Source organism: Janthinobacterium breve (genome assembly GCF_051380895.1).
Classification (GTDB): Bacteria; Pseudomonadota; Gammaproteobacteria; order Burkholderiales; family Burkholderiaceae_D; genus Janthinobacterium.
In genome coordinates, this window is sequence record NZ_JBNYXY010000010.1 from 20,485 (window position 1) to 40,496 (window position 20,012).

Below are 20,012 nucleotides of genomic sequence, written 5' to 3' on the forward strand. Positions count from 1 at the left end.
AAAAAAGTGCCGGAGCCACGGAAGCACGCAGATGGCTCCGGCACATAAAACCCGACGCGATTGCCGGGGTCATACAAGGATAGTTCTGACTGCTTATACGTAGTCTTTGTACTTGTCCAGGTGACGGATAGGTTTGCTCAGCGCATCGCGGCGGAACGGGTCGCCCAGCTCGCGCGTGCACATGATTTCGATGATGGTGGTCTTGCCTTCATTCATCTGCATGGCTATGGCCTTTTTCAATGCCGGGCCCACGTCTTCCAGCTTGTCGACCGTAATGCCTTCGGCGCCCATGGCCCGCGCAATTTCCGCGAAGCTCTGGTTGTCGAGTTCACCGGCAACGAAACGGCGGTTGTAGAAATCCACCTGGTTTTTCTTTTCCGCACCCCACTGGCGGTTGTGGAACACCACGGCCGTGACGGGAATGTTGTGGCGCACGCAGGTCATCGTTTCCATCAAACTCATGCCCCAGGCGCCGTCGCCAGCGTACGACACGGCCGGACGGTGCGGTGCGGCCACTTTCGCGCCGATGATGGTCGGGAACGCATAGCCGCAATTGCCAAAGCTCATCGCCGCAAAGAAGCTGCGCGGCTTTTCAAAGCGCAGATAGCTGTTCGCCACCGAGTTGATGTTGCCGATGTCGGTCGACACCATCACGTCTTCCGGCATGGCTTTTTCCAGCTCGCGCAAGACCTGGCGCGGGTGCAGATAGCTGCCCGGTTCTTTCTTTTGCTCTTCGATCATGTCCAGGCTGTACGCATCCTTCTCATGCGTCCAGTTCGTCAACTCCTCTTCCCATGCCGCTTTTTCCGCTTGCACGGTGGCATAGCGCTCGTCGCGCGTGGCGTCGCAGTCGAGCGTCTTGCCGTCCAGGCGCGCCAGGATGGCTTTCGCGGCCGCCTTGGCGTCGCCGCAGATGCCCACCGAAATCTTTTTCACCAGGCCCAGCATCTTGTTGTCCGCGTCGATCTGGATGATCTTGGCATTCTTTGGCCAGTAATCCATGCCGTGCTGCGGCAAGGTGCCGAACGGTCCCAGGCGCGAACCGAGGGCCACGACGACGTCGGCCTGGGCGATCAGTTTCATGGCTGCCTTCGAGCCTTGATAGCCGAGCGGACCACACCACAGCGGGTGGCTGGCGGGAAACGAGTCGTTATGCAGATAGCTGTTGACGACGGGGGCGCCGAGGCGCTCGGCCAGGGCCTTGCACTCTTCGATCGCATCGCCCATGACGACGCCGCCGCCCGAAATGATCACGGGGAACTTGGCCTTCGCCAGCAATTCGGCCGCATCGTTGAGGCTTTGCTCACCGCCCGCGCCACGGTCCAGGCGGTTCGGTTTCGGGATTTCCGCCTTGATTTCGCCATAGAAATAGTCGCGCGGGATGTTCAGTTGCGTCGGGCCCATTTCCGACATGGCGCGGTCGAAGCAGCGGCCCGTGAATTCGGCCATGCGGGCCGGATGGGTCACATGACCTTGATATTTCGTAAATTCCTCGAACATCGGCAACTGGTTCGCTTCCTGGAAGCCGCCCAGGCCCATGCTCATGGTGCCCGTCTCAGGGGTAATGATGACGACGGGCGTATGCGCCCAGTAGGCGGCGGCGATGGCCGTCACGCAATTGCTGATGCCGGGGCCGTTCTGGCCGATGACCACGCCATGGCGGCCCGAGACGCGGGCATAGCCGTCGGCCATGTGGCCGGCGCCCTGCTCGTGCACGACGGGAATCAAACGGATGCCGGCCGGGGCGAAGATATCCATCGGGTCCATGAAGGCCGAGCCCATGATGCCGAACATGTCGGTCACGCCATTGGCGGCCAGGGTTTCCACGAACGCTTCGGAAGGCGTCATCTTTTGCGGGCCTACTGAAACGGGAGGATTCACTGCGGCTGCGGCGGCGGCTTTTTGTTCGGACAAATCGGTCATGGCTCAGTCTCCTTACGGTTTTATGAAAAATCGGTATATTTTGTTCCGATATTTGAAATACGTGTTCAATTTAACGGTTGCGAAATGCGCTGTCAATGAAAATTCATGAAAAATCGGACTGTTTCATTCCTGAATCCGGAATCCGTGACTTTGCGCCATTCCTGAAACAACAATGGCGGGCCATCCGCAACAGACAGCCCGCCATCGATACCTCCTGCGCTGCGCCTTAGAACTTCAGGCGCATGCCGGCCGTGAAGGCGCTCGAGTTATGCCCAGGCAAGGGCACGCTGCCGCCGCTCGATGCGTCGCCGACAAAGTTGCTGCCCGCGCCATCGTTGTTGATGCGCCCGTACGAGGTGTACAGATTCGTGCGCTTGGACAAGGCATAGGTGTAGCCGATGGCCAGCTGGCGCCCGCCGCGGCGCGCGTTCGTGCGATCATCCTTGCGGATGTACGAGGCCATCACGCTGCCTGCCGCGCCCACGGGCGCCGACACGCCCAGCATATAGTCGCGGAAATTCGTGCCCGCATCATCCTTGTCCGTTTCATACGCGGCATGCAGCTTGGCGGGGCCGAAGTCGTAGGTGCCACCCAGCAAGGTCACTTTTGCCGTGTTCAGCGGCGTGTCCTTGCGGTTGTCATGCGCCAGGGTCAGCACCAGCGGGCCGTTGGCGTAGTCGATGGAAAAGTCGATGGTGCGGCCCAGGGTGTTGCTGTCCGGCTTTTCACCGAGGCCGACCATAACGGCGGCCGACAGGCCGTTCACTTTCGGCGTCTCGTACATGATGGAGTTTTTCGTGCGCAGGCTGGCCACGCTCATCAGGTTGATCGAGGCGCCCGTCATGCCCGTCTCGAAGGGGTCGATATTGTCCAGCGCGGTGAACAGCGGATTGTGTTGCAAGCCGATATTCACGGCGCCGAAGCCGCCCGACAGGCCCACGTACGCCTTGCGCCCGAACAGGGCGCCCTGGCGGTAGGCGCCCGTATCGAGGTCGAGGCCATTTTCCAGCAAGAAGTTGGCTTTCAGGTTATTGCCCAGGTCTTCCGTGCCCTTGAAGCCGATGCGGCTGCCCGACTGCACGCCGGTGGCCAACTTGGTGACGGAACCTTCCGCGCCGCCGTGTTCGGACGTCAGGCCCGCGTCGAGCAAGCCGTACACGGTGACGGACGATTGGGCGCTGGCGCTGCCGGCGAAGAAGGAGGCCAGGATGGCTGCCGCTACGAGTGTGTATTTCATGTCATCTCCAGGTATTGTGGTTTTTATGGGTGCGTTCTTCAAGCAAAAAATCAACAGAAATCAACAACGGTGCTGCACATTGCTGCAAATGCGGCGGTTCAGGCGATCAGCCCGGCCATCGGCGACGAGGGCGAGGCGCTCATGGCGTTCGCTCTCCGGGGCATGCGTCCGGCCAGATAAGCCTCGCGTCCGCCCTGCACTGCCAGTTTCATGGCGCGCGCCATGCGTATCGGTTCGCGCGCCGCCGCGATGGCGGTATTCATCAAGATGCCGTCGCAACCGAGCTCCATGGCGATGGCCGCGTCCGACGCCGTGCCCACGCCGGCATCGACCAGCACGGGCACACGGGCTTGCTCGATGATCAGCGACAGATTCCACGGATTCAAAATGCCCATGCCCGAGCCGATCAAGGACGCCAGCGGCATGACGGCGATGCAGCCGATCTCTTCCAGCATGCGCGCCTGGATGGGGTCGTCGCTGCAATACACCATCACCTGGAAGCCGTCGCGCACCAGCTCCTGCGCCGCCTTCAAGGTTTCCGGCATGTTCGGGAACAGGGTCTTTTCGTCACCGAGCACTTCCAGCTTGCACAGCGGGTGGCCACCCAGCAGCTCGCGCGCCAGTTGCAAGGTGTAGACGGCGTCGCGCGCGTTGTAGCAGCCACCCGTGTTGGGCAGAATCGTGTATTTCGATGGCGGAATGAAGTCGAGCAGGTTCGGCTCGCCCTTTTCCTGGCCGATGTTCACGCGCCGAATGGTGACGGTGACGATCTCCGCGCCGCTCTCCTCGATGGCCAGGCGCGTTTCCTCGAAATCCTTGTACTTTCCTGTACCCACCAGCAGGCGCGACTGGTAGGTGGTGCCTGCCAGGGTCAGGCCGGTCGGTGCTTGGCTGGGGGTGGTGGCGTGTCTCATCGTGGTGCTCTCCTAAGTTGAACCAAAGCGGCCTCTTGTCGGGAGGATTCGCCGCAAAACGCAAAATCGACGTCGGGCCGCCGTCCCGACACGAGGTCGGCCAGCGCCCTGCCCGCGCCGCAGCCCATGGTCCAGCCCAGGGTGCCGTGGCCCGTGTTGAGGAAGAGCTGGCGGTAGCGCGTGGCGCCGATGTACGGCACGTTCGAGGGCGTGAGGGGACGCAAGCCGGCCCAGTAGACGGGGTCGCTGTAATCGCAGGCGTGGGGAAACAGCGCCTGCACGCGGCGCGTGATGGCGGCGCAGCGCACGGGGTTCAGTTCGCGCGTGTAGCCGTTCAGCTCACACGTGCCCGCCACGCGCAGGCGCGCGCCCAGGCGCGAAAACACCAGTTTATGACCGTCGTCCGTCAGCGACACGGAAGGCGCGCTGACGGGGTCGAGAATCGGATAGGTGGCCGAATAGCCCTTGCCCGGATACAGCATCAGGCGGATGCCCAGCGGCTGCAGCAACGGTGCGGAAAAGCTGCCCATGGCCACCACCACGGCGTCCGCGTGCTCGACGCGGTGGCGCCCTTGCGCGTCGATGCATTCCACGCCCGTGATGCGTTCTCCATCCACCAGCAAGCGCGTCACCGTCGTGCCAAAGCGAAAATCCACGCCGGCTGCGGCGGCGCGCGCGGCCAGCGCCGTGGTAAACAAATGCACGTCGCCCGATTCGTCGCTGGCCGTGAAGTCGCCGCCCACGATGCGGCTGCGCGCGTGGCGCAGGGCAGGCTCAATGCGGATCACTTCATCGGCGCTGACGGTGTTGCGCGGACAGCCCAAGTCGCGCAACAGCGCAGCGCCCGCTTGCGATTTATCAAATTCCTGCTGGTCCGTATAGAAATGCAAGATGCCCCGTTCCAGGTGGTCATACTGGATGCCCGTTTCGCGGCGCAAGGCTTGCAGACTCTGGCGGCTGTACTCGGCCAGGGCGACGATCTGGCGCATATTGCGCGACACCCTCGACGGCAAACATTCGCGCAGGTAGTGCAGCACCCACTGCCATTGCCGCGGGTCCAGGCGGGGGCGGAACAGCAGGGGCGCATCGTCCTTGCCCAGCCACGTGAGCACCTTGCGCAGGGTGGCGGGATTCGCCCACGGCTCCGCATGCGAAACGGAAATCTGCCCGCCGTTAGCGAAGCTGGTTTCCTGCGCGGCGCCCGCCTGGCGCTCGATCACGCGCACGTCGTGGCCCGCCTGGCGCAAGTACCAGGCCGATGCCGTGCCGACCACGCCGGCGCCGAGGACAAGGATCTTCATGGCGGGCTCGACTCGCTTAGCGCGTCAGCAGCACGGCGATGGCGACAAAGGCGGCGATCCACACCGTTTCCATCACCAGCATGATCACGGGACGCCAGCCCAGCGAGGCCAGCGACTGGAACGATGTTTTCACGCCCAGGGCGGCAATGGCAATGACGAGGCAGGCGCGCGAGGCATTATTGATCCAGCCATTCACTTCGTGCGGGATCAGGCCCAGGCTGTTGGTGATGACGAGCCAGACAAAGCCGATCAGGAAGAATGGCACCAGCGGCGGCGCGTCGACTTCGCTCTTGCCATCCTTGCGCTTGAACATGATCGACAGGCCCAGCACGACGGGCACGAGGCAAGCGACGCGCGTCAGTTTGACGAAGGTGGCCACGTCGCCCGTATGGTTGCTCACCAGATAGCCGGCGCCCACCACTTGCGCCACGTCGTGGATGGTGCCGCCGATGAACACGCCCGCTTCCGTCGGGTCAAAGCCCAGCAGCTTGACCAGCAGCGGGTAGACGATCATGGCCAGGGTCGACAGCGACGTCACGCCCACCACCGTCAGCAGGGTGAACTTTTCGTTTTCCTTGGTTTGCGGCAGCACGGCGGAGATGGCCAGCGCGGCCGAGGCGCCGCAGATGGCGACCGAGCCGCCCGACAAAATGCCTTCCGTGATGGGACGCTTCAGCCACCTGGCCAGCAGGTAGCCGAAGCCCAAAGTCGCCACCAGGCCGCCGACGACGATCAGCAGGGGCGTCACGCCGACCGAGGCGATCTGGTTGAAGGTGATGCGCGCCCCCAGCAGGGCCACGCCCGTGCGCAGCAGCACCTTGCTACAAAATTCGATGCCGGGCTTGCAGGTGGGGTCGGAGGCGAGGAAGTGGAAGGCCAGGCCGAAGAACAGCGCGTACAGCAACTGGGGGCCGCCGTAATTGCTGGAAATAAAGGTGGCCGACAGGGCGATCACCAGCGCGATGGCCACGCCAGGCCAGCTGCGCAGCACGGCGCGGGGCCGCCAGATGGCGACGGCGGAAGACAGGTAGGGAATGTTCTTGTCGACAACGCGTGTTATCGCTGAGGAGTTGGTTTTCATGCGGGTCCGCTCATAATGTTTTAAAAATTGGGACATTTCATCTCGTTTTTTAATAATACACGATGAGCTAGCGAAGTCCATGCTTTTCCATGAAAATCGAAACAGGATGTTCCGGAAAATGACGTTTTAATGATATCGGCGCCGTAAACGACGAGCGGCGCGGCCCTTTGCAGGGACGCGCCGCTGTTGCCAGTGCTTGAAAGATTACTTTTTGTTCAGACGGGTAATCAGGCTGGACGTGTCATAACGGTTGCCGCCCGCCTGCTGCACTTCACCATAGAACTGGTCCGTCAAGGTCGTCACGGGCAAGTCGCTGCCGTTGCGCTTGGCTTCGGCGAGGCAGATGCCCAGGTCCTTGCGCATCAGATCGACGGCGAAACCGAAGTCGAACTTGCGCTCGATCATGGTCTTGCCCCGGTTTTCCAGCTGCCAAGACTGCGCCGCGCCCTTGGAAATCACATCGACCACCAGCGCCGCATCGAGGCCCGCGTTTTCCGCGAAGGCGATGCCTTCGCTCAAGGCTTGCACCAGGCCCGCGATGCAAATCTGGTTGACCATCTTCGTCAACTGGCCGGAACCGGACGCGCCCATGTAAGTGACGGCGCGCGAGAACAAGGCGATGACAGGCTCGGCCCGCGCGTAGGCTTCCGCATCGCCGCCCACCATCACCGTCAGCTTGCCGTTTTCCGCGCCCGCCTGACCGCCGGACACGGGCGCGTCGAGGAAGAACACGCCCTTCGCTTGCGCCGCCGCATGGATGGTGCGCGCCGCTTCGGCGGAAGCCGTCGTGTGGTCGATCAGGATGCTGCCCGGCGCCATGGAGGACAGCAAGCCGCCCTCTTCCAGGATGACTTGATACAGATCGTTATCATTGCCGATGCAGGTAAAGACGAATTCTGCGCCTGCAGCGGCGGCCGCCGGCGTGGCGGCGCTGCTGCCCTTGTGCTGCTCCAACCAGGCGGCCGCGCGGGCCGGGTTGCGGTTGTACACGGTGACGTCGTGCCCGCCCGCCGCCAGGTGACCTGCCATGGGGAAACCCATGACGCCCAAACCGATGAATGCCACTTTTGCCATATTGTCCGTCCTGTCGATGAATGAATCCGATTATTGTTGCACAAACAGTCGCCGCCGGCAGCCTCAAGCTGCGGGGGCGCGCCGATAATACAGGTCGAACTCTTCCTCGCCATCTGGCACGAGGCCGTGACGCACATAGAAGCGGTTCGCCTCGCTACCGCGCAAGGCGCCCACGCGCACGCTCTTGCCGGCCGCATCGGCCTCGGCAAACACGCGCGCCAGCACGGCCGCGCCCATGCCTTGCCGCTGGCATCCCGGCGCCAGGTAGAGGTGATCGAGCAATAAATAGTCCGCATGCGGGCGCAACACATAAAAGCCGGCCAGCGCGTCGCCATGGCGCAACTGCCAGGTGTAATCGGGTTCGAACGTGGCCAGAAAACGCTGACGCGCGCGCTGCGGATCATAGCGGCCGATACGCTCCAGGCTTTCGCGCATGGCGGCCACGCGCAGGCTGGCCAGCGCCTCGCCATCGGCGATGCTGGCAGCAATGAAGCTCAGCATGGCGTCACAGCACTGCGCGCAAGGCCGCCAGCAGGGCTGCGCATTCGTCCACGTTGCCGATGCTGATGCGCAAATACTGGTTGATGCGCGGTGCATTGAAATGGCGCACGATCACGGAACGGGCGCGCAAGCCGGCCGCCAGTTGCGCCGCGTCATGCTGCGGGTGGCGGGCGAAGATGAAATTAGCCACCGAAGGCAGCACCTCGAAGCCCAGCGCCGTCAAGTCCGCCGTCAGCTGCTCGCGGCTGGCGATGACGGCCTGGCGCGTCTGCTGGAAATACGCTTCGTCGTGCAGCGAGGCCACGGCGCCGGCCAGGGCCAGCCGGTCCAGCGGATAGGAATTGAAACTGTTCTTCACTCTTTCTAGCGCCTCGATCAGGTCAACATGCCCGAAGGCACAGCCCACGCGCAAGCCGGCCAGCGAGCGCGATTTCGAGAACGTCTGCACCACCAGCAAGTTCGGATAATGGTCGACCAGGGCCACGGCACTTTCCCCGCCGAAATCCACATATGCTTCATCGACCACCACCACGGCATCGGGATGGTCGCGCAGCAGCGCTTCCACGCCGGCCAGCGGCAAGTCCACGCCTGTCGGCGCGTTCGGATTCGGAAAAATGATGGCGCCGCACGGCCCCCGGTAATCTTCCGGGCGGATGCGCATGGACTCGTCGAGCGCTACCGTGCGGTAATCGATGCCATACAGCTTGCAATACACGGGATAAAAGCTGTAGCTGATGTCGGGGAACAACAGCGGCGCATCGTGCTTGAGCAAGGCCATGAAAGCCAGCGCCAGCACTTCGTCGGAACCATTGCCGACGAACACTTGCGCGCTGGTCAAGCCGTGATAGGCGGCCAAGGTTTGCTTCAGTTCGCTGGCGGAAGGATCGGGGTAGAGGCGCAGGGCGTCGTTACTTGCTTCGCGCAGCGCGGCCAGCACCTGGGGCGACGGACCATAGGGGTTTTCGTTGGTATTGAGTTTGACCAGGTCGGGCAGTTTCGGTTGCTCGCCCGGGATGTAGGGGGTCAGCTCGCTGACGATGTTGCTCCAGAATCGGCTCATTGCTTTGCTCATTACTTTGGTATGGGGGCAGGATGGGGAGGGGGTAGATTACCATAGGCTGAGCAGGGTCAAGGTGGGTTGCAGCGGCGAGGGGTAGCGTGGGCAGCATCGGCATCGGCCCCAAGGTGAAGAGGGCGTGGCATGAACAACATGCACAAGCTGAGCGATACACGGGGGCGGCAAGGCGCACTAACGCAACAGGCACGCCAGCGCAAGATCGATGCATGGATGCAGCTTGCTGCCAGCCTCGGCGAACAGATCTCCGTCGAATTGCAGGCTGCCACGGGCCAACTACAGGGTGAAGGTATGGCCGACTTGCAGCGCGTGTCAGCGCTGGCGCAACGCCTGGCAAGGAATAGCAAAGCGATGCGCGATACCCTTGGGACACTGTTTGACAGCGGCGAAAAAAGCGAGGAGCATGAAGTGAAAAGCGCGGAGGATGGGGTCATGGACGAGCAAGTCAATACACTGGGCAAAGACATGGCTGGTGTGAAACTGGACGTTGCTGATTTGAAGGTCGATGTGGCCGGTATGAGGGTGGATGTGGCTGACCTAAAGAGGGATGTCACTGTTCTCAAGACGGATGTGGCTGGTCTGAAAACGGATGTTGCTTTTCTCAAGACGGATGTGGCTGGTCTGAAAACGGATGTTGCCGATATCAAGGTGGATGTTGCGGGCCTGAAAACGGATGTTACTGTTCTCAAGGCGGATGTCAGTAACTTGAAACTGGACTTGGCGGTGGTGCGCTCCAATTACGCGACCAGGTCCGATGTGGCTGAGGCGAAGTCGGCTGTTATTCTGTCTTGTGTGGGAACGATGATTGCGCTGGCGAGTGTGGCGTTTGCGGTGGCGAGGCTGGTGCACTAGCTTGCGTTCGTTGCGGCGCTGGCAATTAGAGCTTGAATGGAGGAAAAAACGCCTTGCGCTCCGCGCTTTGGGCGGTTTTTCTACCTGGATTGGGACGCTGGTGGCTTGCATCTGTGGCGGGTATAAAAAAAGCTCCCTTGCGGGAGCTTCTCTTATGTATTCTGGCGGAGAGGGTGGGATTCGAACCCACGGTACGATTTAACGTACGCTTGATTTCGAGTCAAGTACATTCGACCACTCTGCCACCTCTCCGTTTACTGCGGTCTATTCATTCAAACTGGCGTGCCGGTTTGAACGAGGCGCTATTTTAGCATGGGTGTTGTTGGGTTGGGTAGGGGTTTTATTGGCGATTTGCAACTGAGGGCTGGCAGCCAAACCAAAAAACCAAATGGACGATTCGGAGAGCTCCGCGCAAATATGCGCGGAGCTTCGAATCCCACGCGTACGCCCCGTTGGGGGCGTACTCCTCTTCGCCGCCACAAATAAAAAAAGCTCCCTTTCGGGAGCTTTCTCTATTTGTTCTGGCGGAGAGGGTGGGATTCGAACCCACGGTACGATTTAACGTACGCTTGATTTCGAGTCAAGTACATTCGACCACTCTGCCACCTCTCCATTTACTGCGGTCTTTCCTCGCATTGCTGCGAGAAGGCAAGATTATAGCAGCCGCTTGAAAAAAGGGAAGGACTATTTTACGCCTTCAAATGCGTCAGGCCGCCCATGTAAGGACGCAGCACTGGCGGGATTTCGACGCTGCCGTCTGCCTGCTGGTAGTTTTCCAGCACGGCCACCAGGGTGCGGCCCACTGCCAGGCCGGAGCCGTTCAGAGTGTGCGCCAGTTCCGGCTTGCCGGCGGTGTTGCGGAAACGCGCCTGCATGCGGCGGGCCTGGAAGGCTTCGCAGTTCGACAGGGACGAAATCTCGCGGTAGGTATTTTGCGCCGGCAGCCACACTTCCAGGTCGAAGGTCTTGGTGGCCGTAAAGCCCATGTCGCCCGTGCACAGGGACATCACGCGGTATGGCAGGCCCAGGCGTTGCAAGATCGTTTCCGCGTGGCCGACCATTTCATCGAGCACCTGATACGAGGTGTCCGGATGCACCACTTGCACCATTTCCACCTTGTCGAACTGGTGCTGGCGGATCATGCCGCGCGTGTCGCGCCCGTAGCTGCCCGCTTCCGAGCGGAAGCATGGCGTGTGGGCCGTCATTTTCAGTGGCAATTGATCGAGCGCAAGGATTTCATCGCGCGCGATATTGGTCAGCGACACTTCCGAGGTAGGGATCAGGTAGAAGGTCTCGCCCTCGCCTTCCACGCCGCCTTTTTTCACCGAAAACAGATCGGCTTCGAATTTCGGCAGCTGGCCCGTGCCGCGCAGCGAATCGGCGTTGACCATGTACGGCGTATAGCATTCCGTGTAGCCGTGCTCGTCCACGTGGGTGTTGAGCATGAATTGCGCCAGTGCGCGGTGCAAACGGGCGATGCCGCCCTTCATGACGGAGAAGCGCGAACCGGTCAACTTGGTGGCCACTTCGAAATCGAGGCCCAGCGGGGCGCCCACGTCGACGTGATCCTTGACCTCGAAATCGAAGGTGCGCGGCGTGCCGACCTTGCGCACTTCCACGTTGCCCGACTCGTCCATACCCACGGGCGACGATTCGTGCGGCAGGTTCGGCACGGCCATGATGAAGTCGCTCAGCTTGGCTTGCACCACGGTCAGGGCTGCTTCATCGGCTTTCAATTCATCGCCCAGGCCGGCCACTTGCGCCATCACGGCCGAGGTGTCTTCCCCCTTGCCTTTCAACATGCCGATTTGCTTGGACAGCGCGTTGCGCTTGCCCTGCAGCTCTTCGGTGCGCGTCTGGATCGCCTTGCGCTCGGCTTCGAGGGCATTGAAACCTGCCACGTCGAGCTGGAATTTGCGCGTTGCCAGGCGGGCGGCAACAGTAGCGATGTCTTTACGGAGTAGTTGGATATCTATCATGGGTGGATGGCGGTGCCGATGTATCGAAAGCACTCATTGTACCAAGACCCGTTCAGTTCATTCGGAGTTTTGCACATGGCTGGCCATCGTCATGGCAGCATGGCTGGGCACTCGCGCCCGCTCTATGGCTGAAGCTTAAATAAAGGCGGCTTTTTCGGCAGCGGTGAGGCGGCGGGCGCTGACGGTGACGACGGGCATCGTGCTGTCGGCAGCCTGGGCGATCACGGTGCTGTTCGCGCTCACTTCCAGGGTGTTCGCGCCGGCGGTGGCGAAGCTGGCACCGATGGCGATGATGGCGGCGGCGACAAAGGTGATTTCCATGTTTTTCAGTGCGTTCATGATGTGACTCCTGGTTGGTTTGTGTCGTTGACTGCTGCTGGTATGGTGGTACTTTAGCCAACGGCGACAAACAACGCCACCGGCTTGCGACCGGCGGCAAAAAACAGGGAGCGAATGGTGAAAAACGGGGACTGAAGCGCGATTTACAAGGCGTCCTTGACGAGACTCCCTAATCGGACGATGGCCTGCTCGATGCGCGGCGTCCAGGCATTGCCGCAATTGAGGCGCAGATAATTGCCGAACTTGCCTGAAGCCGAGAACAGCTGGCCCGGCATATACGCTACGCCGTCCGCGATGGCCTGGCCGTGCAAGGCCAGCGCATCGACTTGCGGCGGCATCTGCACCCACAGCACGAAACCGCCCTGCGGCTCGGACAGCATGCAGTCGGCCGGAAAGCTGGCCGCCACGGCGTCGGACATGCGGGCGATACGCTGCACCAGAGTGCGCCGCATCTTGCGCAGCTGCTGGTCGTAGCTGCTGCCCTCCAGGAAGTCAGCCAGCACAGCTTGAAAGAAATGGCTGGTGGCGCCGCTCGACACGGTTTTCAGCAGGGCCACTTCCTGCGCGAAACGCCCGGCCAGCACGTAACCGACGCGCGACGCGGGCGTGATGGCCTTGGAAAACGAGGAGCACAGCAAGACATTGCCGCTCGTATCGTAGGCTTTCACGGGCCAGGGACGCTGCGGGGCAAAGCACAGGTCGCCATACACATCGTCTTCCACCAGCGGAATATTGAATTCCGACAGCAGGCCCGCCAGGCGCTTCTTGTTTGCTTCCGGCATGACGCAGCCCAAGGGATTATTTGCGTTCGGCACGAACAAGCACGCTTGCACGAGGCCGGCGCGCAGTGCCAGCTCCAGCGCATCGAGCGACGGCCCCGTCTTCGGGTCCGTGGGAATTTCCAGCGCCTTCATGCCCAGGCTTTCGATCATCTGCAACAGCACGAAATACGTGGCCGATTCGATGGCGATGGTGTCGCCCGGCTTGGCCACGGCGCGCAGGCACAGGCTGATCGCTTCCGTGCAGGAATTCGTCACGACGATCTCGTGCGGATCGAGCTTGCCCCAGTCCAGCGCCCGGCGCGTGACCTGGCGCAAGAAATTGCTTTCGCTGACGTCATAGCAACTGACTTTGCTCAACAAGACAGGCTCGCGCCGCGCCACCGCGCTGATGGTGCGCTGCATGCGCTTGATGGGCAATATCTCGTCGGGCGGCCAGGCCGTGCCCAGCTGCACGATATTCGCCGTTTCGTTATCCTTCAGCACGCGCATCAACAGATTATTGATGCCGACAAAGGCCGGCTCCTTCAAATGCTGGGCATCGGCGCTGCAGGGCCGGCGCGGCGCCCGGTGGCGCACGAAATAGCCGGATTGGGGCCGCGCATCGACTTGCCCACGGTCTTCCATCAGGCGCAAGGCTTGCATCACCGTGCTGACGGAGATGCGCTTTTGCTGCGCCAGGTGGCGGATCGACGGCAGGCGGTCGCCAGGGGCAAACACGCGCGAGTCGATCAGGGCGCCCAGCTCGTTGGCCAGGTGCTCGTACAGATTCAAATGCGCGCTCATGTTCATCCCTTCAGTATGCGGCTGCCGCGCACGGCCCGCACAGATACAGTTGCCCGATTTTTTGACAAGCACAGTGTACGCTGAAGTACACTGTGTTCATGACAATTTCGTTTTTCTGCATCTGTCATGGTTCACCGCAAGCGCCTAAGCTGTTCCTGTCAGCACAACAGGAGCGATGCCATGCATACCGACCACGAATTACGCAGCGAACGGCCCTTGCGCCTGGAAAAAGCGCATGCCAGGGTCATCGAATGCCTGTCCGGCACGGCGTGGATCACGGCCTACGCCCAGTTCGAGGATTGCGTGCTGCGCAGCGGCGAACGCTACACGATACCGAATGACGGCCTGGTGCTGGTCGAAGCCGTGGGTAGCGGACACATCCGCGTGCATGGGACCGCCGCACCCCGGCCCACCCTGCTGCGCTGGCTGAACCTGGCACGGCCTCACACACTGAACACAAGGAATACATGACTAAAGAATCACTGCGTCAAGCACCATTGCGCATCCTCGTCACGGGCGCCGCCGGCATCATCGGCACCGCTTTCTGGAAGCGCCGGCACGGGGAATTCTCCCTGCGCCTGGCCGACCTGCACACAGGCAAGCTGGCCGAAGCGCCCTGCCCATCCCTGCAACTCGATGTCGGCGACCATGCCGCCTGCCTGGCCGCCTGCGCGGACATCGACGTGGTGCTGCACCTGGCCGGCGTGCCGCACGCGAGCGCCGATTTCGATGCACAATTGCTGCAGCCGAACATCATCGGCACGCACAACATCTTCCGCGCGGCACAGGCACAAGGTGTGAAAAGAGTCGTGTTTGCCAGCAGCGCGCAAGCCACCGAGGGCTATCCGCTGGATGTGCAAGTACAGGAAAGCATGCCGGCCCGGCCCGCCAATATGTATGGCGCCAGCAAGGCCTTCGGCGAAGGCGTGGCCTCCGCGTTCGCGCACCAGCATGGCATGACGGCGATTGCCGTGCGCATCGCCAACGTGGCCCACTTTGCACCAGGTCAACAGCACAGCGCACGCGACATCGCCGCCTTCATCAGCGAACGCGACGTGGTGCAATTGCTGGCCCGCTGCATCGCCGCCGACGTGCCGCCCGGCTACCACGTCGTGCATGGGGTGTCGGACAACCGCTATAAACGCCTGTCCATCGCGGCGACGCGCCGGCTGGTCGGCTACGCGCCGCAGGATGACGGTTTTACCTTGCTAGGCTTGTAAACGTATCGCTCTTCCATTTCTTCAAGATAGAAGTCCACATTATTTTTTATTTTCGCCAAGACCTTGGGGAAATAGGCAATGAGGATATCTATCGTCAACTTTCTTCCATCGTAACCATGGTAGACATCTGCAAATTTCCGCTTTTTCATCTGATGTCAGATTCGCTACAGGATCGTTTAGTTTGAATGGCAAGAGTAAAGATCGAGCAGGGAAACTCAACAGCCAAGGCTATCATGAGCACAAAATTTCCCATCGTTTGTTATTAATATATTACCGAGTCTAGATGCTTGCCTTTTTGACATTACATACTGGCATCACCTGTTTATACGTGTAGACTGGTTGCAACACTCTATTACAACCAGCCGAGAGGCAAATATTGGAGGGATGGGATCTGTGATCAATCAGATAGATATACCGAGCTTTGGCAGCTTCAGCGGTTTGGAGTGGAAAAAATCCGTTAAAGACAGCGGAAAAACTGTACAGAATTTCAAACGGCTGAACATTCTGTATGGTCGGAACTACTCTGGCAAGACAACACTTTCCCGCATATTCCGGTCGCTGGAGACTCGCAAGCTTCCCTTGAACTATGCAGGTTCCTCCTTCGCCATGACAGGTGACAAGGGTGCTGTCACTCATACTGGCCTACCAACCCACAACTACGACGTGCGGGTCTACAACCGCGATTTCGTGACCGACAATCTCAGTTTTCTAGTCAACCAAGAAATCGGTGGCGTCATCAAAACCTTTGCCATTGTCGGTGAGCAGAACAAGGAAATTGACGACGCTATCGCCGCCATTGAGGCCAAGTTGGGCAGCGTGGAAGGCAAGGCGGGACTTCGGTTTGACTTGGAATCCAAGAAGAAAGATCGCGATACTACCAAATCTGCCCACACCACTGCTTCAAGTGGCCTAGAAGAAAAGCTGCGTTTGCACGCTAGTGACAAGATCAAAAAGAACCGCCAGTATGGTACTGCCGTCTACAACATTAGCCACATCAAAAACGACATTGCTTCCACCAAGAGGCCCGGCTTCGTCGCACTCACTACCGAAGAACAAGCGGCTAAGCTGACCCTGCTCAAGCAAGAAGCCTTGCCTGACATCACAGGCACCTTGGCTGTCACCCTTAAGCTTGAGTCTTTAACCGCCACCGCTGAACCCCTGCTGTCCAAGACGATTACCCCGACTAAGGCCATTGAGGAATTGCTCAAGGACAGTGCATTGCAACTTTGGGTCAAGCAAGGCATGGGACACCACCGCGAGAAGCGCGATACCTGCGCCTTCTGCCGACAAGATCTGCCTCACGACATTTGGCAGGTTTTAGATGAGCACTTTAGCAAGGAATCTGGCGACCTGGAAACGGCCTTAGATGCAGCCATTACTTCAGTCACGGACGAAATCGCTACTATTGCAGGGCTCAACACCTTCACAGGTACTCAGTTTTACGCCGACGAGCGCACTGCATTTGAATCCAGAAGCAAAGCCCTGTCCCAAGCACTGGCCGTTTATAAGAAGGATCTGGAGGTACTAAAAAAATCGCTGGAGACTCGGAAGAACAACCTCTTCCAGCCTGTTTCCCTTAATGCTCCTTGGTACAACGCAAAGGAAATTGAGAAACATGTTGACGACATAAATGCACTGATCATCAAGAGCAACGGCAAGACTACCACCTTGGAAAAGGACAAGACCACCGCCAGAGATGCACTGCGCCTGGCAGACGTATTCGCTTTCGTTGAGGCCATCACCTATGATAAAGAACTTGGTCGAATCGCCACTTTGAAGACAGGGGCAGACACGGCGAGTACGGCCTGCACGGATGCGGAGAAAGTGATTCGTGAGGCCGAGGGGGAAGTCCAAGCGTTAAGGGCCAAGCAGAAGGACGAGCGAAAAGGTGCGGAACGGGTCAACTCCTTGCTCAACAATTTTTTCGGCCATGATGGTATCAAGCTAGAAGCCCGGGACGATGCTGACAAAGTAACGGTAAAGTTTGAAATCACACGAGACGGTAAGGCCGCGTACAACCTCAGCGAAGGTGAGTGCAGCCTTATTGCATTCTGCTACTTCATGGCAAGACTTGAAGATCCAGAGAGTAAGGGAAAAGACTTAATCATCTACATTGATGATCCAATCTCAAGCTTGGACGGCAACCACATTTTCTTCATGTTTAGCCTAATTGAAAGCTTGATCGCGAAGCCTAAAAAAAATCCTGATGGATCTAATTCGTACGGTTATAAGCAACTCTTTATATCTACACACAACCTAGACTTCCTGAAATACCTTAAGAAACTGTCTTTACCCCCTGAAAAGAACCACGGCGGAAATCAGCACTTTATTATTGAAAGAAATGGTGGCACCAGCGCAATATCTCTGATGCCTTCCTACCTCAAAGAGTACATCACTGAGTTCAACTACCTATTCCATCAAATCTACAAATGCCGTGATGCAGAGTACGTCAAAATTTCGCATGAACCGTTCTATTCATTTGGCAACAATCTTCGGAAGTTTCTTGAAGCATTTCTTTTCTACAAATACCCCCATCACGATAACCAGAATGATGGACTAGAACGCATGAAGAAGTTTTTCGGTGACGATGATATGGCCGTTACGCTGATCAATCGCCTGAATAATGAGTTATCGCATCTAGAGTCAATCTTCGACAGAAGCATGAAGCCAGTTGAGATACCTGAAATTCCAAAACTTGCAAATTATGTGCTGGACAAAATATATGAGAAAGACCCGCACCAGTATAACTCTCTGGTAAAAAGCATCGGAGCGCCTGAACGAGTAAGCTAAAATCTACATAAATGGTCGATGCTCTAGCCTTTTTACACGAAAGGCTCGGGATTGTCTATATTTTATACACGACAAAACACTTAGTTGAACGAGCAATGAAATTTGTACACCTCATTGCTCGGATTTTATGATCCACATAAAGAATACTTCTATTCTATTGTCTCCAGATTCAATGTAAGCGTGTCCAGAACAACTGACGGAATTTTCGTCCACGTCAAAAATCTTATCCGGTTGCAAATCCCCTGATTCTCGGAACGAAGTTCTCTCCCAATCTGCATACACTTTTGTGTAATGCTCCGAAAATCTAAGCTCACCATTTGATCCACGCAAGAAGCACGGTGAGTGCCGAATTTTTAATATTGTTAACTTATCAAACTCTTCACCTGTAACCAAGAAGAATTCAGCCGTTCTCGAAAGCCGTGCCAAATGCACCTTATCCAGAGTGCATGATAATTTTAAAGAATTGTGTGTTTTACTGAGGCACTCGATGAAGTCCTTCGTCGTTAGTCCAAAATCCAAAAATGCCCAGTAAGTTAAAAGTATTTCAACTTTACCCACAATATCACTGACTCTCGGATAATCATAACTTTTCAACTCTGGATCATCTCCATGCGCAACGGCATTCCGAATTTTTAGTATGAACTGAAAGTCTTGAGGCGATATGGAGATGATCTTGACGACATCCTGATCGGTTTGATCCATTGATAACCGATATCTGTCACCAAAGGTTTGTCCTGTGTTTCCGAACACGCTATCTGCTACTCTTTCGATAGTGTCAATATCGGTTGCGCTAAGAGAAGGCACACTATTGGTAACTTTTTGTCGGAATACCGCCAATTTTTCCTCTGCAACTTTAGCAACAGGCTTCTTGAAATTGGCAGATCGTATCTTTACATAATGATCAAGAATACTGATATAGCCAAGAGCTTTGTATTCCCAAAATCCGTCATATCTCTGCATACCAGCCAATCGGACCCAACATACTTTTCGATACTTGGAGTCGTAGTAGCTATCAAAAATTGTCTGCCACTTATCTTCTATGCAATACTGCTGAACCAACAACGTAGTCCAAAAGCTAGAGTCTGACTTGTATCGCTTAGGGCGGCCGTAGCCTTGAAAATGAACTTTGGCAAAAATCCCACTTTTAAAGCCTACCTTTACATTCATCAACGTCGCTGGGTAGGCAATAAGGATCGACAACAAGCAAGACAATTCATGCGATTTCCCCCTCACATCTTCCAGACTAAATTGACGCCCGGTGGTTGTAAAATTGAACTCAATATGCTCGTGAATCGTCAGATCCTCACCACTGCGTTCAGCAGAACTTACATACCCACTAGATAGAGTAAACTGTTTTTCTGGTGTAGATACTCTCACGGAGAGAGGCTTCGGCCTATGATTCCACCTTAATTCATCTCCTATCTCCCCCTGCACATTCTGCCCGTGAAGGAACCACTCAGACACCTCCCAATACCGGACAATAATCTGATCAAATTCAATTTCTGCAATGTCGGATTCAATTAGGTACTCAGCATAGAGCCTAAGTCTATGGTATTTACAACCGCAAAGAGTATATATTTTCCCATTGTCGCCTACCGCCTTAATCAGCTCAAATTGATCTCCATCAACTAGCGCACATAGGGAACTGAGATTAAAACTCACTTGCGTGGGGAGATTGCCACCAAAAGAAAGCTGACCACTTGCAAGCTCCCCTCGTTCATGATGAAGTAAGGTAACGAGAAGCTTTAGTTGGTCCGAAGAGTTTGGAATTCTTGACATTTTTTATCGGCCAGTCCCATGGTAAAAATATGCTCAAATGACCTGTAAGAAAAGCCACAATCGAAACGGCTGCACCGCCGAATACCAAGACAAGCGCGACATGAATTCGTGCCAAAGCGGACAACGTCAGTGAGACTCCAGCGGGTGAAGCTGCTATTGCAATGTGTAGCTCCCCTCCCCCACAGCGACAGAACCCAGGTCGTACTGATGTAGCCAAGAACACCCATACCGCAGATGACTCAAGTGAACTGGGCAGTCGTTCCAAAATCGGTGAAACGATCAAAGAATTTCATAGATTATCAGTGTGGAGTGATTGCTTTGGGCTAAACAAGCCGTCAGCATTCAATGTAGCAGCACGTCGGCTTACAATTCACTAATTCTC

General features: G+C 57.6%; 16 protein-coding genes and 2 tRNA genes. 4 read left to right on the forward strand and 14 right to left on the reverse strand.

Annotation, left to right across the window (positions count from 1 at the left end):
* Positions 1-93: 93 nt before the first annotated feature.
* The 8 genes from xsc to hisC form a co-directional block, all read right to left on the reverse strand.
* Positions 94-1,848, reverse strand: a complete 1,755-nt coding sequence (gene xsc, locus ACQ4W0_RS20355) for a sulfoacetaldehyde acetyltransferase (RefSeq protein WP_436578712.1) — start codon at positions 1,846-1,848, stop codon at positions 94-96.
* 301 nt (positions 1,849-2,149) lie between these two features.
* Positions 2,150-3,160 (reverse strand): porin, encoded by a 1,011-nt coding sequence (locus ACQ4W0_RS20360; RefSeq protein ID WP_436578416.1) that lies wholly within the window; start codon positions 3,158-3,160, stop codon positions 2,150-2,152.
* A 98-nt stretch (positions 3,161-3,258) separates the two neighbouring features.
* Entirely contained in the window at positions 3,259-4,074 is an 816-nt protein-coding gene (locus ACQ4W0_RS20365; RefSeq protein WP_436578417.1) for a thiazole synthase, read from the reverse strand.
* Positions 4,071-5,375 (reverse strand): D-amino acid dehydrogenase, encoded by a 1,305-nt coding sequence (locus ACQ4W0_RS20370; RefSeq protein ID WP_436578418.1) that lies wholly within the window; start codon positions 5,373-5,375, stop codon positions 4,071-4,073. Before ACQ4W0_RS20370 ends, ACQ4W0_RS20365 begins: the two co-directional genes overlap by 4 nt.
* Positions 5,376-5,391: 16 nt before the next feature.
* Positions 5,392-6,456 carry a YeiH family protein gene (locus tag ACQ4W0_RS20375; RefSeq protein ID WP_436578419.1) on the reverse strand — a complete coding sequence of 355 codons (1,065 nt, stop codon included), beginning with the start codon at positions 6,454-6,456 and terminating at the stop codon, positions 5,392-5,394.
* Between the two features lie 204 nt (positions 6,457-6,660).
* Complete coding sequence (locus ACQ4W0_RS20380; RefSeq protein ID WP_436578420.1) at positions 6,661-7,530, reverse strand: NAD(P)-dependent oxidoreductase; 870 nt, start codon at positions 7,528-7,530, stop codon at positions 6,661-6,663.
* Between the two features lie 63 nt (positions 7,531-7,593).
* On the reverse strand, positions 7,594-8,031 hold the full coding sequence (locus ACQ4W0_RS20385; RefSeq protein WP_436578421.1) for a GNAT family N-acetyltransferase: 438 nt from the start codon (positions 8,029-8,031) through the stop codon (positions 7,594-7,596).
* A gap of 4 nt (positions 8,032-8,035) precedes the next feature.
* Positions 8,036-9,091, reverse strand: a complete 1,056-nt coding sequence (gene hisC, locus ACQ4W0_RS20390) for a histidinol-phosphate transaminase (RefSeq protein WP_436578422.1) — start codon at positions 9,089-9,091, stop codon at positions 8,036-8,038.
* 141 nt (positions 9,092-9,232) lie between these two features.
* Between hisC and ACQ4W0_RS20395 the strand changes: the two genes are divergently transcribed.
* Positions 9,233-9,958: a hypothetical protein gene (locus ACQ4W0_RS20395; RefSeq protein WP_436578423.1), complete on the forward strand. Its 726-nt coding sequence runs from the start codon at positions 9,233-9,235 to the stop codon at positions 9,956-9,958.
* Between the two features lie 162 nt (positions 9,959-10,120).
* On the opposite strand, the gene ACQ4W0_RS20400 is transcribed toward ACQ4W0_RS20395, so the two are convergent.
* The 5 genes from ACQ4W0_RS20400 to ACQ4W0_RS20420 all read right to left on the reverse strand — a co-directional run bounded on the left by ACQ4W0_RS20400 (position 10,121) and on the right by ACQ4W0_RS20420 (position 13,841).
* A tRNA-Ser gene (locus ACQ4W0_RS20400) sits at positions 10,121-10,210 on the reverse strand.
* Positions 10,211-10,480: 270 nt separating this feature from the next.
* Positions 10,481-10,570, reverse strand: a tRNA-Ser gene (locus ACQ4W0_RS20405).
* 77 nt (positions 10,571-10,647) lie between these two features.
* A complete protein-coding gene (gene serS / locus ACQ4W0_RS20410; RefSeq protein ID WP_436578424.1) occupies positions 10,648-11,937 on the reverse strand; it encodes a serine--tRNA ligase in 1,290 nt (429 codons plus the stop codon).
* Positions 11,938-12,072: 135 nt separating this feature from the next.
* Positions 12,073-12,276 (reverse strand): hypothetical protein, encoded by a 204-nt coding sequence (locus ACQ4W0_RS20415; RefSeq protein WP_436578425.1) that lies wholly within the window; start codon positions 12,274-12,276, stop codon positions 12,073-12,075.
* Between the two features lie 143 nt (positions 12,277-12,419).
* Positions 12,420-13,841 (reverse strand): aminotransferase-like domain-containing protein, encoded by a 1,422-nt coding sequence (locus ACQ4W0_RS20420; protein ID WP_436578426.1) that lies wholly within the window; start codon positions 13,839-13,841, stop codon positions 12,420-12,422.
* A 180-nt stretch (positions 13,842-14,021) separates the two neighbouring features.
* Between ACQ4W0_RS20420 and ACQ4W0_RS20425 the strand changes: the two genes are divergently transcribed.
* From ACQ4W0_RS20425 to ACQ4W0_RS20435, 3 genes are all read left to right on the forward strand, one after another.
* Entirely contained in the window at positions 14,022-14,312 is a 291-nt protein-coding gene (locus ACQ4W0_RS20425) for a DUF2917 domain-containing protein (protein ID WP_436578427.1), read from the forward strand.
* Positions 14,309-15,061 (forward strand): NAD-dependent epimerase/dehydratase family protein, encoded by a 753-nt coding sequence (locus tag ACQ4W0_RS20430; protein WP_436578428.1) that lies wholly within the window; start codon positions 14,309-14,311, stop codon positions 15,059-15,061. Before ACQ4W0_RS20425 ends, ACQ4W0_RS20430 begins: the two co-directional genes overlap by 4 nt.
* A gap of 384 nt (positions 15,062-15,445) precedes the next feature.
* Entirely contained in the window at positions 15,446-17,851 is a 2,406-nt protein-coding gene (locus ACQ4W0_RS20435) for an AAA family ATPase (protein WP_436578429.1), read from the forward strand.
* Positions 17,852-17,962: 111 nt separating this feature from the next.
* Here ACQ4W0_RS20435 and ACQ4W0_RS20440 read toward each other — a convergent pair whose 3' ends face one another.
* Positions 17,963-19,630: a HEPN domain-containing protein gene (locus tag ACQ4W0_RS20440; protein WP_436578430.1), complete on the reverse strand. Its 1,668-nt coding sequence runs from the start codon at positions 19,628-19,630 to the stop codon at positions 17,963-17,965.
* Positions 19,631-20,012 lie beyond the last annotated feature (382 nt).

What these genes read in the sequence shown, in the direction of transcription:
- xsc (WP_436578712.1), bottom strand. Translation starts at nt 1,848, where the DNA reads ATGACGCCTTCCGAAGCGTTCGTGGAAACCCTGGCCGCCAATGGCGTG.
- ACQ4W0_RS20360 (WP_436578416.1), bottom strand. Translation starts at nt 3,160, where the DNA reads ATGAAATACACACTCGTAGCGGCAGCCATCCTGGCCTCCTTCTTCGCC.
- ACQ4W0_RS20365 (WP_436578417.1), bottom strand. Translation starts at nt 4,074, where the DNA reads ATGAGACACGCCACCACCCCCAGCCAAGCACCGACCGGCCTGACCCTG.
- ACQ4W0_RS20370 (WP_436578418.1), bottom strand. Translation starts at nt 5,375, where the DNA reads ATGAAGATCCTTGTCCTCGGCGCCGGCGTGGTCGGCACGGCATCGGCC.
- ACQ4W0_RS20375 (WP_436578419.1), bottom strand. Translation starts at nt 6,456, where the DNA reads ATGAAAACCAACTCCTCAGCGATAACACGCGTTGTCGACAAGAACATT.
- ACQ4W0_RS20380 (WP_436578420.1), bottom strand. Translation starts at nt 7,530, where the DNA reads ATGGCAAAAGTGGCATTCATCGGTTTGGGCGTCATGGGTTTCCCCATG.
- ACQ4W0_RS20385 (WP_436578421.1), bottom strand. Translation starts at nt 8,031, where the DNA reads ATGCTGAGCTTCATTGCTGCCAGCATCGCCGATGGCGAGGCGCTGGCC.
- hisC (WP_436578422.1), bottom strand. Translation starts at nt 9,091, where the DNA reads ATGAGCCGATTCTGGAGCAACATCGTCAGCGAGCTGACCCCCTACATC.
- ACQ4W0_RS20395 (WP_436578423.1), top strand. Translation starts at nt 9,233, where the DNA reads ATGAACAACATGCACAAGCTGAGCGATACACGGGGGCGGCAAGGCGCA.
- serS (WP_436578424.1), bottom strand. Translation starts at nt 11,937, where the DNA reads ATGATAGATATCCAACTACTCCGTAAAGACATCGCTACTGTTGCCGCC.
- ACQ4W0_RS20415 (WP_436578425.1), bottom strand. Translation starts at nt 12,276, where the DNA reads ATGAACGCACTGAAAAACATGGAAATCACCTTTGTCGCCGCCGCCATC.
- ACQ4W0_RS20420 (WP_436578426.1), bottom strand. Translation starts at nt 13,841, where the DNA reads ATGAGCGCGCATTTGAATCTGTACGAGCACCTGGCCAACGAGCTGGGC.
- ACQ4W0_RS20425 (WP_436578427.1), top strand. Translation starts at nt 14,022, where the DNA reads ATGCATACCGACCACGAATTACGCAGCGAACGGCCCTTGCGCCTGGAA.
- ACQ4W0_RS20430 (WP_436578428.1), top strand. Translation starts at nt 14,309, where the DNA reads ATGACTAAAGAATCACTGCGTCAAGCACCATTGCGCATCCTCGTCACG.
- ACQ4W0_RS20435 (WP_436578429.1), top strand. Translation starts at nt 15,446, where the DNA reads ATGGGATCTGTGATCAATCAGATAGATATACCGAGCTTTGGCAGCTTC.
- ACQ4W0_RS20440 (WP_436578430.1), bottom strand. Translation starts at nt 19,630, where the DNA reads ATGTCAAGAATTCCAAACTCTTCGGACCAACTAAAGCTTCTCGTTACC.